General features: G+C 62.4%; 18 protein-coding genes. 8 read left to right on the top strand and 10 right to left on the bottom strand.

Translation table 11 applies throughout. The annotated features are described in order from the left end of the window. Positions 1 to 11 precede the first annotated feature (11 nt). The 7 genes from ribBA (at position 12) to ABQX22_RS15555 (ending at position 4,999) form a co-directional block, all read left to right on the top strand. The gene (ribBA, locus tag ABQX22_RS15585; RefSeq protein WP_349800745.1) at positions 12 to 1,103 is read left to right on the top strand and encodes a bifunctional 3,4-dihydroxy-2-butanone-4-phosphate synthase/GTP cyclohydrolase II; all 1,092 of its coding nucleotides are present in this window, start codon (positions 12 to 14) and stop codon (positions 1,101 to 1,103) included. Positions 1,104 to 1,250: 147 nt separating this feature from the next. Continuing rightward, entirely contained in the window at positions 1,251 to 1,721 is a 471-nt protein-coding gene (gene ribH, locus ABQX22_RS15580; protein ID WP_441005298.1) for a 6,7-dimethyl-8-ribityllumazine synthase, read from the top strand. After that, positions 1,718 to 2,218, top strand: a complete 501-nt coding sequence (nusB, locus tag ABQX22_RS15575; RefSeq protein WP_349800743.1) for a transcription antitermination factor NusB — start codon at positions 1,718 to 1,720, stop codon at positions 2,216 to 2,218. The genes ribH and nusB overlap by 4 nt, the downstream gene beginning before the upstream one ends. 37 nt (positions 2,219 to 2,255) lie before the next feature. Further along, complete coding sequence (thiL, locus tag ABQX22_RS15570; protein WP_349800742.1) at positions 2,256 to 3,221, top strand: thiamine-phosphate kinase; 966 nt, start codon at positions 2,256 to 2,258, stop codon at positions 3,219 to 3,221. Beyond that, complete coding sequence (locus tag ABQX22_RS15565) at positions 3,218 to 3,745, top strand: phosphatidylglycerophosphatase A family protein (protein ID WP_349800741.1); 528 nt, start codon at positions 3,218 to 3,220, stop codon at positions 3,743 to 3,745. Before thiL ends, ABQX22_RS15565 begins: the two co-directional genes overlap by 4 nt. A 220-nt stretch (positions 3,746 to 3,965) precedes the next feature. After that, a complete protein-coding gene (gene ribA / locus ABQX22_RS15560) occupies positions 3,966 to 4,583 on the top strand; it encodes a GTP cyclohydrolase II (protein ID WP_349800740.1) in 618 nt (205 codons plus the stop codon). After that, the gene (locus ABQX22_RS15555; protein ID WP_349800739.1) at positions 4,580 to 4,999 is read left to right on the top strand and encodes a hypothetical protein; all 420 of its coding nucleotides are present in this window, start codon (positions 4,580 to 4,582) and stop codon (positions 4,997 to 4,999) included. The genes ribA and ABQX22_RS15555 overlap by 4 nt, the downstream gene beginning before the upstream one ends. 44 nt (positions 5,000 to 5,043) lie before the next feature. Here ABQX22_RS15555 and dxs read toward each other — a convergent pair whose 3' ends face one another. The 5 genes from dxs to ABQX22_RS15530 form a co-directional block, all read right to left on the bottom strand. Further along, the gene (gene dxs / locus ABQX22_RS15550) at positions 5,044 to 6,945 is read right to left on the bottom strand and encodes a 1-deoxy-D-xylulose-5-phosphate synthase (protein ID WP_349800738.1); all 1,902 of its coding nucleotides are present in this window, start codon (positions 6,943 to 6,945) and stop codon (positions 5,044 to 5,046) included. Between the two features lie 286 nt (positions 6,946 to 7,231). Continuing rightward, positions 7,232 to 8,119 carry a (2E,6E)-farnesyl diphosphate synthase gene (ispA, locus tag ABQX22_RS15545; protein ID WP_349800737.1) on the bottom strand — a complete coding sequence of 296 codons (888 nt, stop codon included), beginning with the start codon at positions 8,117 to 8,119 and terminating at the stop codon, positions 7,232 to 7,234. Then, entirely contained in the window at positions 8,116 to 8,358 is a 243-nt protein-coding gene (locus ABQX22_RS15540; protein WP_062384761.1) for an exodeoxyribonuclease VII small subunit, read from the bottom strand. The genes ispA and ABQX22_RS15540 overlap by 4 nt, the downstream gene beginning before the upstream one ends. A gap of 209 nt (positions 8,359 to 8,567) precedes the next feature. Then, positions 8,568 to 9,575 carry a zinc-binding alcohol dehydrogenase family protein gene (locus ABQX22_RS15535; RefSeq protein ID WP_349800736.1) on the bottom strand — a complete coding sequence of 336 codons (1,008 nt, stop codon included), beginning with the start codon at positions 9,573 to 9,575 and terminating at the stop codon, positions 8,568 to 8,570. A gap of 73 nt (positions 9,576 to 9,648) precedes the next feature. After that, the gene (locus ABQX22_RS15530) at positions 9,649 to 10,497 is read right to left on the bottom strand and encodes an oxidoreductase (RefSeq protein ID WP_349800735.1); all 849 of its coding nucleotides are present in this window, start codon (positions 10,495 to 10,497) and stop codon (positions 9,649 to 9,651) included. 191 nt (positions 10,498 to 10,688) lie between these two features. Between ABQX22_RS15530 and ABQX22_RS15525 the strand changes: the two genes are divergently transcribed. Continuing rightward, positions 10,689 to 11,441, top strand: coding sequence for a maleate cis-trans isomerase family protein (locus ABQX22_RS15525; RefSeq protein ID WP_349800734.1), 753 nt, complete (start codon positions 10,689 to 10,691; stop codon positions 11,439 to 11,441). A 72-nt stretch (positions 11,442 to 11,513) separates the two neighbouring features. Here ABQX22_RS15525 and ABQX22_RS15520 read toward each other — a convergent pair whose 3' ends face one another. The 5 genes from ABQX22_RS15520 to ureE form a co-directional block, all read right to left on the bottom strand. After that, positions 11,514 to 12,659, bottom strand: a complete 1,146-nt coding sequence (locus tag ABQX22_RS15520) for an AGE family epimerase/isomerase (protein WP_349800733.1) — start codon at positions 12,657 to 12,659, stop codon at positions 11,514 to 11,516. 198 nt (positions 12,660 to 12,857) lie between these two features. Next, a complete protein-coding gene (locus ABQX22_RS15515) occupies positions 12,858 to 13,430 on the bottom strand; it encodes a HupE/UreJ family protein (RefSeq protein ID WP_349800732.1) in 573 nt (190 codons plus the stop codon). Positions 13,431 to 13,454: 24 nt separating this feature from the next. Beyond that, positions 13,455 to 14,072, bottom strand: a complete 618-nt coding sequence (ureG, locus tag ABQX22_RS15510; protein ID WP_349800731.1) for an urease accessory protein UreG — start codon at positions 14,070 to 14,072, stop codon at positions 13,455 to 13,457. Positions 14,073 to 14,123: 51 nt separating this feature from the next. Beyond that, entirely contained in the window at positions 14,124 to 14,798 is a 675-nt protein-coding gene (locus ABQX22_RS15505; protein ID WP_349800730.1) for an urease accessory protein UreF, read from the bottom strand. Continuing rightward, positions 14,795 to 15,295: an urease accessory protein UreE gene (ureE, locus tag ABQX22_RS15500; protein WP_349800729.1), complete on the bottom strand. Its 501-nt coding sequence runs from the start codon at positions 15,293 to 15,295 to the stop codon at positions 14,795 to 14,797. The genes ABQX22_RS15505 and ureE overlap by 4 nt, the downstream gene beginning before the upstream one ends. Positions 15,296 to 15,333: the final 38 nt, after the last annotated feature.

The raw sequence follows: 15,333 nt of genomic DNA, 5'->3' as shown, positions 1-15,333 counted from the left end.
GGGGGTGCCGCGTGGCGCTCAATAGCATCGAAGAACTGGTCGAAGACATTCGCCAAGGCAAGATGGTCATCCTGATGGATGACGAAGACCGCGAGAACGAAGGCGATCTGATCATGGCCTCCGAGTGCGTGCAGGCCGAGCACATCAACTTCATGGCGCGTTGTGCCCGTGGCCTGATCTGCATGCCCATGACCCGCGAGCGCTGCGAAACCCTGAAGCTGCCGCTGATGGCGGCCCGCAACGGTTCTGGTTTCGGCACCAAGTTCACCGTCTCCATCGAAGCCGCAGAAGGCGTGACTACCGGTATTTCCGCTGCCGACCGCGCGCGCACCGTCCAGGCGGCCGCCGCGAAAAACGCTCGCGCCGACGACATTGTCAGCCCCGGCCACATCTTCCCGCTGATGGCGCAAGCCGGTGGCACCCTGTCCCGTGCCGGTCATACCGAGGCGGCGTGCGATCTGGCGCGCATGGCCGGGTTCGAGCCCACCGGGGTGATCTGCGAAGTGATGAACGACGACGGCACCATGTCCCGGCGCGCTGAACTCGAAGCCTTTGCCGCCGAGCACAACATCAAGATCGGCACCATCGCCGACCTGATTCACTACCGCATGATCCACGAGCGTACCGTTCAGCGGATTGCCGAGCAGCCCATGGACAGCGAACTGGGCCAGTTCAATCTGGTGACCTACCGCGATTCGGTCGAAGGCGACGTGCACCTGGCGCTGACGCTGGGCAAGATCTGCGCTGACGAACCGACGCTGGTTCGTGTCCACAACATGGACCCGTTGCGCGACCTGTTGATGGTCAGGCAGCCCGGCCGCTGGAGTCTGCGCGCGGCCATGAAGGCTGTGGCCGACGCGGGCAGCGGCGTGGTGTTGCTGTTGGGGCACCCCCTGGATGGCGACGTGCTGCTGGCGCATATCCGCGACACGGCAGAGCACACCACCATCAAGTCGCCCACCACTTACAGCACCGTGGGCGCCGGCTCGCAGATCCTTCGCGACCTGGGCGTACGCAAAATGCGCCTGATGAGTTCGCCAATGAAGTTCAACGCGATATCCGGTTTCGATCTGGAAGTTGTAGAATACGTGCCCTCCGAATAAAGACCGGCAGAGCGATGCGCGCGGCACCCGTTGTTTCGCGCATTTGCCGCTACCGTCCCGATTCGTGGCCTAACATTCCTGGAAGCGCGCGCCTGATGCGCGCTTGCCTGCTCTTTATACGAGAATACGAGACTCAGCCGAATGACCCTGAAGACCATCGAAGGTACCTTCATCGCCCCGCAAGGCCGCTACGCCCTAGTGGTTGGCCGCTTCAACAGCTTCGTCGTGGAAAGCCTGGTGAGCGGTGCCGTTGATGCCCTGGTTCGCCATGGCGTGAGCGAAGACGACATCACCATCATCCGCGCGCCGGGTGCTTTCGAAATTCCACTGGTCGTGCAGAAGGTCGCTCAACGCAGCGAATTCGCCGCGATCATCGCCCTGGGCGCCGTCATCCGTGGCGGCACCCCGCACTTCGAATACGTCGCGGGCGAATGCGTCAAGGGCCTGTCCCAGGTCTCCATGGAGTTCGGTGTCCCGGTGGCCTTCGGCGTATTGACCGTCGATTCCATTGAACAAGCCATCGAGCGTTCCGGCACCAAAGCCGGCAACAAAGGTGCTGAGGCCGCGCTGTCCGCCGTTGAAATGGTCAGCCTGCTGGCGCAGTTGGAGGCCAAGTGATTAACGACGAAAGCGACCAGTTCAACCCGCGTGATCCACGTGCGGCAGACGCTGGCAAACCCTCTAAGAGCGAAAAACGTCGTGCTGCCCGCCAGATGGCGACGCAAGCCCTGTACCAGCGCCACATGGCCGGTCAGTCGCTGAACGAGATCGAGGCCCAATTTCGCGTCGACAACGACTTCACCGCCGTTGATGCCAGCTATTTCCACGACATCCTGCACGGTGTCCCGGAACAGCAGGACAAGATTGACGCGGCGCTGGCGCCTTGTCTGGACCTGGCCATCGCCGAGCTGGACCCGGTTGAATTGGCTGTTCTGCGTCTGTCGACCTGGGAATTGCTTGAGCGCATCGACGTCCCTTACCGCGTCGTCATCAACGAAGGCATCGAGCTGGCTAAGGTCTACGGGTCCACCGATGGCCACAAGTTCGTCAACGGCGTACTCGACAAACTGGCTCCGCGTCTGCGCGAAGTCGAAGTGAAGGCCCACAAGCGCTAAGGGCCTCCGGGCTTCCCGGGACCTAGTGTTTGACGCCATGGGCGAATTCGAGCTGATCCGCACTTACTTCGCCGCTGCGCCCTGCGCACAGCCGGGCGAAGGTGTTGCGCTGGGGATCGGCGACGATTGCGCCCTGTTGTCGGTGCCGCCCGGCGAACAGCTGGCGATTTCCACCGACACGCTGGTGGTCGGGGTGCATTTCCCCGACGCCTGCGACCCTTTCCTGCTGGGCCAGCGCGCTCTCGGCGTTTCGGCCAGCGATCTGGCGGCCATGGGCGCCACGCCGCTCGCTTTTACCCTTGCTCTGACCTTGCCGGACGTGTCCGCCGACTGGCTGCAGGCGTTCGCCCAGGGTTTGAACCAGATGGCGCAACGCTGCTCGATGCGCTTGATTGGCGGCGACACAACGCGCGGACCGCTGAGCATCACGGTCACGGTGTTCGGCCGTGTGCCCTGCGGTGCGGCCTTGACCCGTAGCGGTGCGAAGGTCGGTGACCTGCTGTGTGTCGGCGGCGATCTGGGCGATGGCGCCGGGGCCTTGCCCCTGGTGTTGAACCCGAGCGGCACCCAGACGTCTACCTCACAGGCATTGCTGGCGCGTTACTGGTCTCCGCAGCCGCAACTGGGGCTGGGACAGGCATTGCGGGGAAGGGCCTCGTCGGCGCTGGATATTTCCGACGGCCTGCTCGCTGATTGCGGGCACATCGCGATGGCCTCCGGCGTTCGGCTGTTGGTGGAGCGGGACAAGGTGCCGATGTCCGACGCCCTGCAGGCCAGTTTCGGACACGATGCGGCGTTACAGGCCGCGCTCAGTGGCGGCGATGACTATATTCTCGCCTTCACACTGCCGTCGTCGTTGTTACCCGAACTGCAGGCCGAGGGTTGGCCCATTACCGTTATCGGTCGAGCAGTAGAAGGGCAGGGCGTATCGCTCGTCTATGGCCAAGGCCAGGACGTCACTCCGATCACTCGGGGCTATCAACATTTTCGGGAGTCACGGTGACAGATCATCCTAATCAGGTTCCGGCGGAAAACGTTCCGCCCTCAGTCTGGACCAATCCCTGGCACTTCCTGGCCTTCGGCTTCGGCTCCGGCACGCTGCCAAAAGCGCCAGGCACCTGGGGCTCCATCGTGGCAGTGCCGTTCATTCCGTTGTGGCAGATGCTGCCGGACTGGGGTTACTGGCTGATGCTCGGCATCACCATGCTGTTCGGTTTCTGGCTGTGCGGCAAAGTGGCCGATGACCTGCGCGTCCACGACCACGAAGGCATCGTCTGGGATGAGATGGTGGGCATGTGGATCACTTTGTGGCTGGTGCCCGAAGGTTGGGGCTGGCTGCTGGTGGGGTTTTTGGTGTTTCGCTTCTTCGACATTCTCAAGCCATGGCCAATTCACTGGATCGACAAGCACGTGCACGGCGGCGTCGGCATCATGCTCGACGACGTTCTGGCCGGGGTCTTTGCCTGGCTGGCGATGCAGGGGCTGGTGTGGGGCTGGGCGAAAATGTGGGCGATGGGGTTTTTCTGAGACACTCAACGCCTCTTTAGGAGCGAATTTATTCGCGAAGCGGTGATATGGCCGGGCGCTTCGCGAATGAATTCGCTCCTGCAGGAATTGCATTGTCCGGAGCGCTCCCATCAAACATCCCGATCTGTTTACGCCACAATTCAGCCTAAGCGTCTGCTGAAAGCTGCTGTTACAATGCCGCCTTTGAATCTCCAGTCGCCATATTGATCAGGAGCACACGGTGCCCGTCGTCTTTGTCGCCGCTTCCAAGCTGCCTACCCCTTTTGCGCAATTCACCATGAACGGTTTCCTCGAAGAGGAAAACGGTCGTGAGCACGTGGTGCTTACCCTCGGCAATGTGTCGGATGGCGCGCCGGTGCTGGGTCGGGTGCATTCGGAATGCCTGACCGGTGATGCGCTGTTCAGTCAGCGCTGTGATTGTGGCTCCCAGCTCGAAGCGGCCCTGCGCGCAATCGCCGCCGAGGGGCGCGGGGTATTGTTGTACCTGCGTCAGGAAGGCCGAGGCATCGGCCTGATGAACAAGATCCGCGCCTATGAATTGCAGGACGGCGGCGCCGACACCGTTGAAGCCAACGAGCGGCTTGGGTTTGCCGCCGATCAACGCGATTACGGCATTTGCCTGCCAATGCTGGATCATCTGGGCATTCATTCGCTGCGCTTGATGACCAACAACCCGCGCAAGGTCAAGGCGCTGACCGAGATGGGCATCACCATCGCCGAGCGCGTGCCGTTGCATACCGGTCACAACCCCCACAACAAGCTGTATCTGGCGACCAAGGCCGGCAAACTCGGCCACATGATGGGCAACGAGCACCAGAGTGAGGTTGATCCCGCGTGACACGGGGCAACGTGTGTCGGCGCCTGGCGATAGCCTGGTGGTGGCAACTGTTGCTGACGTTGGCCCCGCTGTTTGTGGTCAGCGTCTTTTTCGGCACCAACACCCCGGTGATTCCTACGCTGGCCATGCCGTTTTTCATCGCCGGTATCGCGTCGATGTTCGTCAGCCTCAAGCCTTTCGGCGTTTACAAGCGCTCACTGATCGCCACCGAGGCCGCGCTCAACACCCCCGAAGAACCTGCTGCGTGGATCAAGCTGGCGGCTGATCGTCGCGCCGCCTTTCTCGCCGCCGGGTTACCCGCGTGGATTGCCGCGGTATCGGTATTCGTGGGGTTGGAGCCGGTGGCCCAGGCACTGCTGGCCTTGTCGAGCGTGATCCTGCTGTACCTTTACCGCATTCCCCGTCAGCTGGCCTGATCCACCGAAACCGTGAAGTTGCGGCGGATCCCCGTGGGTTTGCGTCAGACCGGCTGAATCTTCTGCAGGCGCTTGCTGATCGAAGCCTCGATTCCTGCCGCATCAAGCCCGCACTCAGCCAGCATTTGCGCAGGCTTGGCATGTTCGACGTACATGTCCGGCAAGCCCAGGTGCAGCACTGACTTGAGAATGTCTTCCCGCGCAAGGAATTCGCTGACGGCGGCACCGGCGCCACCCATGATGGCGTTCTCTTCGAGGGTCACCAGCAGGTCGTGGCCGGCGGCCATTTCCCGAACCAGTGCTTCATCCATCGGTTTGACGAAGCGCATGTCGACGACCGTCGCGTCGAGCTTCTCGGCCACGGTCAGCGCCTCGGCCATTTGCACGCCGAACACCAGCATGGCGACCTTGCTGCCCTGACGGCGCACGATGCCCTTGCCGATTTCCAGCGGCTCGAGGCTGCTGTCGATCACGGCGTTGGGGCCTGTGCCGCGGGGGTAACGCACGGCGGCCGGGCCGTTGAACAGGTGGCCGGTGCTGAGCATCTTGCGCAACTCGTTTTCGTCGCTCGGCGTCATCACCAGCATGCCGGGGATGCAGCGCAGGAAGGACAGGTCAAAACTGCCCGCGTGCGTCGGGCCGTCTTCGCCCACGAGGCCTGCGCGGTCGATGGCGAACAAGACGTCGAGGTTTTGCACCGCGACGTCATGAATCAACTGATCGTAGCCACGCTGCAGGAACGTCGAATAGATCGCCACCACCGGCTTGGCACCCTCGCAGGCCATGCCGGCCGCCAGTGTCACGGCGTGCTGCTCGGCAATCGCCACGTCAAAGTAGCGGTCCGGGAAGCGCTCGCTGAACTCAACCAGGTCCGAGCCTTCTTTCATGGCCGGCGTAATGCCCACCAGACGCGAATCGGCGTCGGCCATGTCGCACAGCCACTGGCCGAACACACCGGAATACTTCGGCCCACTGACGGTTTTTGCGACGGCAGCCGGTGCATCCAGCGGGTCGAGCTTGGTGATGGCGTGATAGCCGATCGGATCGACCTCGGCGGGCGCGAAGCCCTTGCCCTTCTTGGTCACGACGTGCAGAAACTGCGGGCCCTTGAGGTCCCGCATGTTGCGCAAGGTGGCGACCAGTGTCGGCAGGTCGTGGCCGTCGATAGGCCCGATGTAGTTCCAGCCCAGCTCCTCGAACAGGGTGCCGGGGACCAACATGCCTTTGGCGTATTCCTCGGTGCGGCGGGCGATTTCCCACGCGCCCGGCAGACGCGACAGCACTTTCTTGCTGCCCTCGCGCATGCTGGTGTAGGTGCGGCTGGAGAGAATCTTGGCCAGGTAGTTCGACAGCCCGCCCACGTTGCGCGAGATCGACATGTCGTTGTCGTTGAGGATCACGAGCATGTCGGCGGCGACTTCGGGTGCGTGGTTCAACGCTTCGAAGGCCATGCCAGCAGTCAGTGCGCCGTCGCCAATCACAGCGATGGCCTTGCGGTCGCTGCCTTGCAGACGCGAGGCGATGGCCATGCCCAGCGCGGCACTGATCGAAGTGCTGGAGTGGCCGACGCCGAAGGTGTCGTACTCGCTCTCGCTGCGGCGGGGGAAGGCCGCAACGCCGCCCTTCTGGCGCAGCGTCGACATCTTCTGGCGACGTCCGGTGAGGATTTTGTGGGGATACGCTTGATGGCCGACGTCCCAGACCAGCCGGTCGTCGGGGGTATCAAAGACGTAATGCAGGGCGATGGTCAGCTCGATGACGCCAAGACCGGCGCCAAAATGGCCACCCGTCTGGCCAACGGTGTAGAGCAGCTCCAGACGCAGTTCGTCAGCCAGGGCTTCGAGCTCGGCTTCACCTAACCGGCGCAGGCCATCCGGCGTCGCTGCACTGTCGAGCAGAGGCGTGGACGGGCGCTCGCGGGGAATATCTTTGAACGTCGTGGGCATCAGGCGAATCGTTATAAGTAAAAGAGGCGGCAGTTTACCTGATGCATCGCATGCTGCACATGAACTGCAAGCGATGGATGCTCAGATTGAAAAAGCAAGGCATGACACTCGGAGTGTCGAATGCGCAATCGGTTCGACTATTTGAATCTGCAGGAGCCAACTTGTTGGCGAAGCACCGCAATCTGTAGGAGCCAACTTGTTGGCGAATCCCCTCATCAGATGAGAAAGATGGATCGATCGGGTAAACGATCCGCGAACAAGTTCGCTCCTACAGGTCAATCGATCCTCAGCTACGCCGCTCAACGATGTAACGCGCCAGCGCCCGCAGCGGTTCGGCGGCATCGTCGAACCGCTGCAACGCGTCGAGCGCCTGGTCACGCAGTTCAAGGGCGTAATGTTTGGCCTCTTCCAGCCCCAGCAGCGCGGGGTAGGTGGGCTTGTCGCGGGCAATGTCGGCGCCCTGTCGCTTGCCCAACGTCGCGGTGTCGCTCTCGACGTCGAGAATGTCGTCCTGCACCTGAAACGCCAGACCGATGGCGCGGGCGTAGGTTTGCAGGGCGTCGAGCGAATCCTGACTGGCCTTGCCGCTGGCCAGTGCACCGAGCCGAACACTGGCCTCGATCAACGCGCCGGTCTTGTGCCGATGCATGAACGCCAGCGCGGTCTGGTCGAGCTTGAGACCTACCGAGCCCAAGTCGATGGCTTGACCGCCTACCATGCCGGCCGGGCCTGCCGCCTGGGCAAGCGTGCTGACCATGGTCAGGCGGGTGTCGGCGGACTGCGGCGTCAGGCGCGCATCGGTCAGCACGCTGAACGCCAGGCTTTGCAGGCCGTCACCGGCCAGAATGGCGCAGGCTTCGTCGAAGGCTTTGTGGGTGGTGGGCTGGCCGCGACGCAGATCATCGTCGTCCATGGCAGGCAGATCGTCATGCACCAACGAATAAGCATGAATCAACTCAACTGCGCAGGCCGCACCATTGGCTTGGTCGGCAGCACCGCGCAGGGCTTCGCAGGCGGCGTAGACCAGCAGCGGGCGCACACGCTTGCCGCCGTTCATTACGCTGTAGCGCATGGCGTCATAGAGGCGAGTGAGTTCGGGGCTGGGTGCGACAAACAGACTGTCCAGCGCCGCATTGACGCGTGCCGAACTCAGGGCCTGGTAGTCGGAAATCATTCGGGCTGTTCCGCGTCGAAGGGTTCCTCGGCCAGTTCACCGTCGCGTTCGAGCAACACTTGAACCTTCTGTTCGGCCTGGGCCAGCGCGCTTTGGCACTCGCGCGTCAGGCGGATGCCTTGTTCAAAGGCGGTCAACGAATCTTCCAGCGACAGCTCGCCGTTCTCGAGACGCTCAACCAGCGTTTGCAAATCCGTGAGGGACTGTTCGAAATCCAGTGCAGCTTTTTTGCGGGCCATGGCGGCAATCCCGGTAGACGTTAAACGGGCGCGACACTAGCAGAGCGTCGGCAATGGGGCAATGAGAGGCGCTGACCGGCCTGACGCAGGACAGCCCTGCGGGCGTGCGCTTGCCGCGATAACGGTGTGCCAGGCGATAGATTTATCGCAGACGTATCGCAATCGCGGGCAAGCGCGCTCTTACAGGTATTGCGGTCCTGATTTAAGCATCAGAAGCCCTCAAGCACGATCTTGCCCTTGGCCTGATGGCTTTCGATCACCGCGTGTGCGCGACGCAAGTTGGCAGCGTTGATCGTGCCGAAGTGCTCGCCCAGGGTGGTCTTCAGCACCCCTTCGTCGATCAGGTCGGCCACGCGGTTCAGCAGTTCGTGCTGCTTGATCATGTCCGGCGTTTCGAACAGCGAACGGGTGAACATCAGCTCCCAATGCAGCGACAGCGCCTTGCGTTTCATCGGCACCACGTCGAGGGTTTTCGGGTCGTCGATCAACGCCAGTTTGCCTTGTGGGCGCAGCGCTTCGATCAGTTGCGCGAAGTGGCTGTCGGTGTGGGTCAGGCTGGCGACATGGCTCACCTGGCCCACACCGATCTGCTCCAGTTGCTCGACCAGCGGCTTGCTGTGGTCGATCACGTGGTGCGCGCCCAGTTGCTGGACCCAATCCCGGGTTTCAGGACGAGAAGCGGTGCCGATCACGGTCAGCTTGGTCAGTTGACGGGCCAGTTGCACAAGGATCGAGCCGACCCCGCCGGCAGCGCCGACGATCAACAAACTGTCGCCTTCACCGCCGCCTTCCTCAACGCCCAGGCGGTCAAAGAGCAATTCCCAGGCCGTGATCGAGGTCAGCGGTAGCGCAGCAGCATGGCCGGCATCCAGCGATTTCGGCTTGTGACCGACGATGCGCTCGTCCACCAGATGAAACTCGCTGTAGGAACCCGGGCGGACGATAGAGCCGGCGTAGAACACTTCATCGCCCGGTTGAAACAGGGTCACTTCAGGGCCGACTTCACGCACGGTGCCGACGGCGTCCCAACCCACGACCTTCGGTTCGGTGGCGGCGGAACCGGCGCGGATCTTGGTGTCGACCGGGTTCACCGACACCGCGCGAATTTCTACCAGCAGGTCACGCGGACCTGGGGTCGGCTTGGGCAGGTCCATGTCCATCAGCGCCTTCGGGTCGTCGATGGGCAGGCCGTGTTGGGTAAATGCAATGGCTTTCATGGTGGCCTCTTAAAGGTTCAAGACGATTGAATACTCATAACGAGCATTCATTCAAACAGTGACCGCACCGTCGTCACTCAGGGAAATCCGCACCCTCGCTGACGCTGGCCCAGTCCTCGAAATTTTTGCTCAGGGTTTTGAGTTTGCCCTGGGCAACGCCCACCGCGATCTTGCCCAGCAACAGGCGCAACGGCGGGTTGTCCGCGTTCACGGTATCGACGATGGCGGCCGCCGCGCGTTTCGGGTCGCCCGGTTGGTTGCCGCTGTAGCCACGGGTCGCTTCGGTGCGTTTGCCGGACGTTTCCTGATAATCGGCAATCGTATTGCTCGCTTGATTGGCAGAACGACCCGCCCAGTCTGTACGAAACGGGCCAGGCTCTACCAGCAGGACTTTGATGCCCAACGGCTCCACTTCCTGGGAGAGCGATTCGGACAGCGCCTCCACGGCGAACTTGGACGCGTTATAAAAACTCAGCGACGGAAATGCCGCTAGCCCGCCCACGGAGGAAATATTCACCACCGTGCCGGCACGACGCTGACGCATGCCCGGCAAGACGGCCCGGGTCATCTCGGTCAGGCCCCAGACATTGATTTCGAACATCTGGCGCACGTCGCCGATGTCGCTTTCCTCGAACGCGCCGAAGTAGCCTACCCCTGCGTTATTGACCAGCACATCGATCTGGCCGAAACGCTCGGTCGCCGCTTTCACCGCGGCGTTCACTTGCGCCGTGTCAGTGACATCGAGTTTGAGCACCAGCGCGTTGCTTTCGTGGCCCTTGACGATGTCCTCGACCTGCTGCGGATTGCGCGCGGTGACCACGGTCGGGTAACCCAGGCTGAGGGTGTGCAAAGCCAGCTCGCGACCGAAGCCGGTGGAGCAGCCAGTGATGAACCAGACGGGTTTTTGAGTCGATGAAGTCATGCCGGATTTCCTCATTCAGAAGTGAGCTCCAGGGTGCAACGTTACTGAATGCGACAGCCGAACCTGCGCGTGGTGCCCGCTGCCATCGCCCAACGCGATGGCAGGCTCGCCAATGGCTGATATGCCGGTTCAACCCTCACGCCTAACATCGGTCGCAGAAGACCTTCGTTCGCCACGTTTGAGGACTGCACATGAAAAACTTTCGAATCGGCCAAATCGTTCCCAGCTCCAACACCACCATGGAAACCGAAATCCCGGCGATGCTGACCGCGCGGTATTCGCTCTTCCCGGACGAGCGTTTCACGTTTCACTCCTCGCGTATGCGGATGATGAAGGTCAGCCCCGAAGAGCTGAAAAAGATGGACATCGACAGTGACCGCTGCGCGCTGGAACTGAGCGATGCGCGGGTCGATGTCATGGCCTACGCCTGCCTGGTAGCCATCATGTGTCAGGGCGCCGGCTACCACAAAGTCTCCCAGGACCGCCTGAGCAAAACCGTGCAGGACAACCAGGCGCCGACGCCTGTGCTCAGCTCCGCCGGTGCGTTGATCGACAGCTTGAACCTGATGAACTACAAGAAAGTTTCGATCATCACCCCGTACATGAAGCCACTGACGCAACAGGTCATCGACTACATCGAAGCGGCCGGTATCGAGGTGGTGGATTCCATCAGCCTGGAAGTCTCCGACAACCTCGCAGTCGGTCGTCTGGACCCGATGGATCTGGTGGCCCACGCCGACCGGTTGAACATCGGACAGGCCGACGGCGTTGTGCTGTCGTGCTGCGTGCAGATGCCGTCATTGCCCGCGATTCAGGTGGTGCAGGATCGTCTCGACAAGCCCGTGCTGTCGGCCTCGGTGGCGACCGTGTATCAGATCCTCAAAACCCTGGGCCTTGTAGCCAAAGTGCCGAACGCCGGGCATCTCCTGTCAGGCCAGTACTAGCCGCTGACTTGCTCCTACAGGCGAGGGGGGGCGCGGCATGCCAAGGCTGGCGATTCGCGAACACGTTCGCTGCTACAGGGTTGCGACGTTTTTGACGTACTCGGTTAGCCTGATGTAACAGGTCGCCAGGTGGTAAGGCGTGGTGGACGGCATGTCGCTGCGGCTGACCTGGCCGTCGCTCTCCAGGCATTCATTCCACCCGGTGGCGTGCAGAAAGCGCTGTTGCAGCGCAGTCAGCTGTCGAGCCAGCAATGCCTCGCTGTCCGGTCGCAAGGTGAGGGCGCGCAAGTACTCGGCCTGCGCCCAGATCCGCTGCGTGCCGTCCTTCATCGAACCGTCCACTTCCAGCATGGCCGCCACGGCGCCGGTGACGGGGTCGACCCCTTGTGCCTGCGCGTGAACAAACGCGGTGGTCAGCGAGCGATGGAGCGGGCTGCCGCGCAGATGCGCCGACGATTCCAGCAAGTAAAACCATTCGAACTGATGGCCGGGTTCGGACCAGTTATCCACAGCATCCAACGGTTTCTCCAGCATCACCCCGTGCTCGACATCGACGAAGCGCCGTTGCATGCCGTCGATCAAGACCGTTAGCGCGGCCAGGGTGGGGGCGTCATCACGCACCTCCACGGTGACCAGAAACGCCTCGGCCAGGTGCATCAACGGGTTCTGCAGCGGCCCGGCGTCCAGCGATGACCAGTCTTCGCCCAGCACCGCCTCATACAAGCCGTCACCGTCGGCAAAGCGCTCGGCGATCACGTTGAGCGCGGCATTGAGCACCGACTCCACCAGCGGCTCCCGGACCTTGGCCCAGTAATGGGCGCAGGCGAAGACGATGAAGGCGTGGGTGTAGAGGTCTTTGCGCCGATCGAGCGGCGCGCCTTGCGGGTCGATGCTGTAAAACCAGCCGCCGTGCTCGGCATCGTGGAAATGCTGCTGCAGCGAGCGAAACAGTTCGGCGGCGCGGGCACTGGCCTGCGGCACGGAAGGGTCATCGATAAGGCTGGAGAACAGAAACAGTTGTCGCGCACAGGCCATTGCCCGGTAGCGCTGGGGTGGCAGCGGCTGATGATTCGCGTCGACGGCTTCGTAAGGCAGGGCCAGCTCGGCGTTCCAGCCCGAACGCAGCCACATCGGCACGATCACCTGCATGAAATGCTGGCGCACGGCGGTGAACACGGCGTTCAGGGTCGACTTGGCGGAGGGGGAGGCGTCAGGCATTGAGTAGGCGTCACGGCAGCGGCAAATTGCGCGACATGGTAGCAGGCGGCGGGATTTGGAGTCAGATGCAAATCTGGAGTCGACTCCGCCTTCGCTTTTGTAGGAGCTGACGAGCTGCCGAAGGCTGCGATTGCGGTGCGTCAGATGTATCGCATCGCAGCCTTCGGCAGCTCGTCAGCTCCTACAGGATGGTGGTATTCAGCCCGCAAACAACCAGACACCGGTCGCGGCAGCCAGGGCGCCTGCAACGCGGACCACGGGCGCGGCGGCCGCTGGCAGGAAACGGACAACCGCGTAGCCCGCCGCATGCAGCGCAGCCGTAGCGCCGACGAACCCTGCCGCGTAACCCCACGGGCTGGACATGTCAGGCAGTTCCAAACCATGCGCCACGCCGTGGAACATCGAAAACAGCGCCGTCGCTGCCACCGCCATGAACAGCGGAGGACGTACCGCCAGTGCCACCGCCAGTCCCAAGGCAAACACCGACGCCGCGATGCCGCTTTCAAGGCCCGGCAACGCCAGCCCCTCGAAACCCAGCAGGCCGCCGATCAGCATGACACCCACGAACGTGCACGGCAGGGCCCAGCGCGCGGCGCCTTTCTGTTGTGCCGCCCACAACCCGACGGCAATCATCGCCAGCAAGTGATCGAGGCCGCCCAGCGGGTGACTGATACCGGCTACCAAGCCACTTTCATCGTGACCCGGGTGAGCAAAGGCCAGTGCCGGCACCAGCAGCAGGGCCAGGACGCTGGCCGCTTTTTTGTAGTTCATGAAACGCTCCTTGAGGTGGATGATTCAGGCGGCTTCGGTCAGCAGACCCTGACGCTCGATGAAGGCAATGATGGCTTCCAGACCCTGTCCGGTTTTTTGATTGCTGAACACGAACGGCTTTTCGCCGCGCATCTTTCTGGTGTCGCGGTCCATCATCTCCAGCGACGCGCCCACCAGCGGTGCGAGGTCGATTTTGTTGATCACCAGCAAGTCGGATTTGCAGATGCCCGGACCGCCCTTGCGCGGCAGTTTGTCGCCGGCGGAGACGTCGATCACGTAGATGGTCAGGTCCGACAACTCCGGGCTGAACGTCGCGGACAAGTTGTCGCCGCCCGATTCCACAATGATCACGTCCAGACCGGCGAATCGGCGATTGAGTTGGTCAACGGCTTCCAGATTGATCGAAGCGTCTTCACGAATCGCCGTGTGCGGGCAGCCGCCGGTTTCCACGCCGATGATGCGTTCCGGCGCCAGGGCCTCGTTGCGCACCAGAAAATCGGCGTCCTCGCGGGTGTAGATGTCGTTGGTGACCACGGCCAGGTTGTAGCGGTCGCGCAGGGCCAGGCACAGCGCCAGGGTCAGGGCGGTCTTGCCCGACCCGACCGGGCCGCCGATACCGATGCGCAAAGGTTGGCTGTTCATTGTGTGTTCTCCATTGATCTTGTCTGTACGCTGATTGTCTTGGCCATACCGTCAGGACCGAAACAGTCGGCTGTATTGGCGTTCGTGGGCCATGCTCGCCAGAATCAGGCCGAACGGGGCGCTGCCGATGTCGCGCGCATCCTGCGCCGTGGCCTGTTGCTGCGCCCGTTGCAGCAGCGGGACCAGTTCACTGGTGAGCCGTTGTGCCGCCTGCTGACCCAGCGGCAGGGTCTTCATCAGCACCGCCAACTGGTTTTCCAGCCAGCTCCAGAGCCAGGCGGCCAGCGCGTCTTGCGGATTGATGTGCCAGGCATGTGCGGCCAGCGACCAGCACAGGGCCAGATGCGGCTCGTCCGTTTGTTCGAGAAACAGCCGGGCGGACTCATCGAGTTCCGCGAGCCCCAGCAGCAATTGCTTGAGCGAATAGCCCATCTGCCGGCTTTCCAGGTGCAGCTCTCGGGTTTCGCGGCTGGCGCGGTGTTCTTCGCTTAGCTGCAGCAGCGTCGCCCAATCGTCCTCGGCGGCCGCTGTGCAGTGAGCCAGCAGCAGCGGCGCTTCAAAGCGCGCCAGGTTGAGCAGCAGTTGATCACCGATCCAGCGCCCGGCACTCGCTGGGTCGGTGACGATGGCTTGCTCCACCGCCATTTCCAGTCCTTGGGAATAGCTGTAGCCGCCAATGGGCAGCTGCGGGCTGGCCAGGCGCAATAGCGCCCAGGCGCTGTTCATAAGCGCACGCCGAAATGATGAATCTTGGGCGCGTAGTTGAAATCCTCTTCGCCTGCACGGGAGTGATGATGCCCGCCGCCATAGGCCCCGTGTTCAGGGGAGAAGGGCGCGTCGATGGACTGCGTGGTGGCGCCCAGTTGGTCGAGCATCGCCTTGAGCACGTAGTCGTCGAGCAGCCGCAGCCAGCCGTCACCCACTTGCAGCGCTACGTGGCGGTTGCCCAAGTGATAGGCGGCGCGGGTCAGTTCGTAGGCGCTGGCGCAGGTGACGTGCATCAGCGCCTCGGGGCGGGCGCAGACACGGACCACACGGCCGTCTTCGGCCTGCAGGAAATCGCCATCGCGCAACGGCGGTTGGCCACGTTCGAGAAACAACCCGACGTCCTCGCCTTCTGCACTGAAGCAGCGCAGGCGCGTCTTGCTCCGGGCTTCGAAATTCAAATGCAGCTCGGCGGCCCATTCGGCGTGAGGTTCGACTTTTTTGTGAATCACCAGCATCAGGAAGCTTCCAGCCAAGTGCGATGCAATAGCCAGAG

Source organism: Xanthomonas sp. WHRI 1810A (assembly GCF_040202885.1).
Classification (GTDB): Bacteria; Pseudomonadota; Gammaproteobacteria; order Pseudomonadales; family Pseudomonadaceae; genus Aquipseudomonas.
The sequence above is the reverse complement of the archived record's forward strand: the minus strand, read 5'-3'. Positions and strand labels throughout refer to the sequence as shown.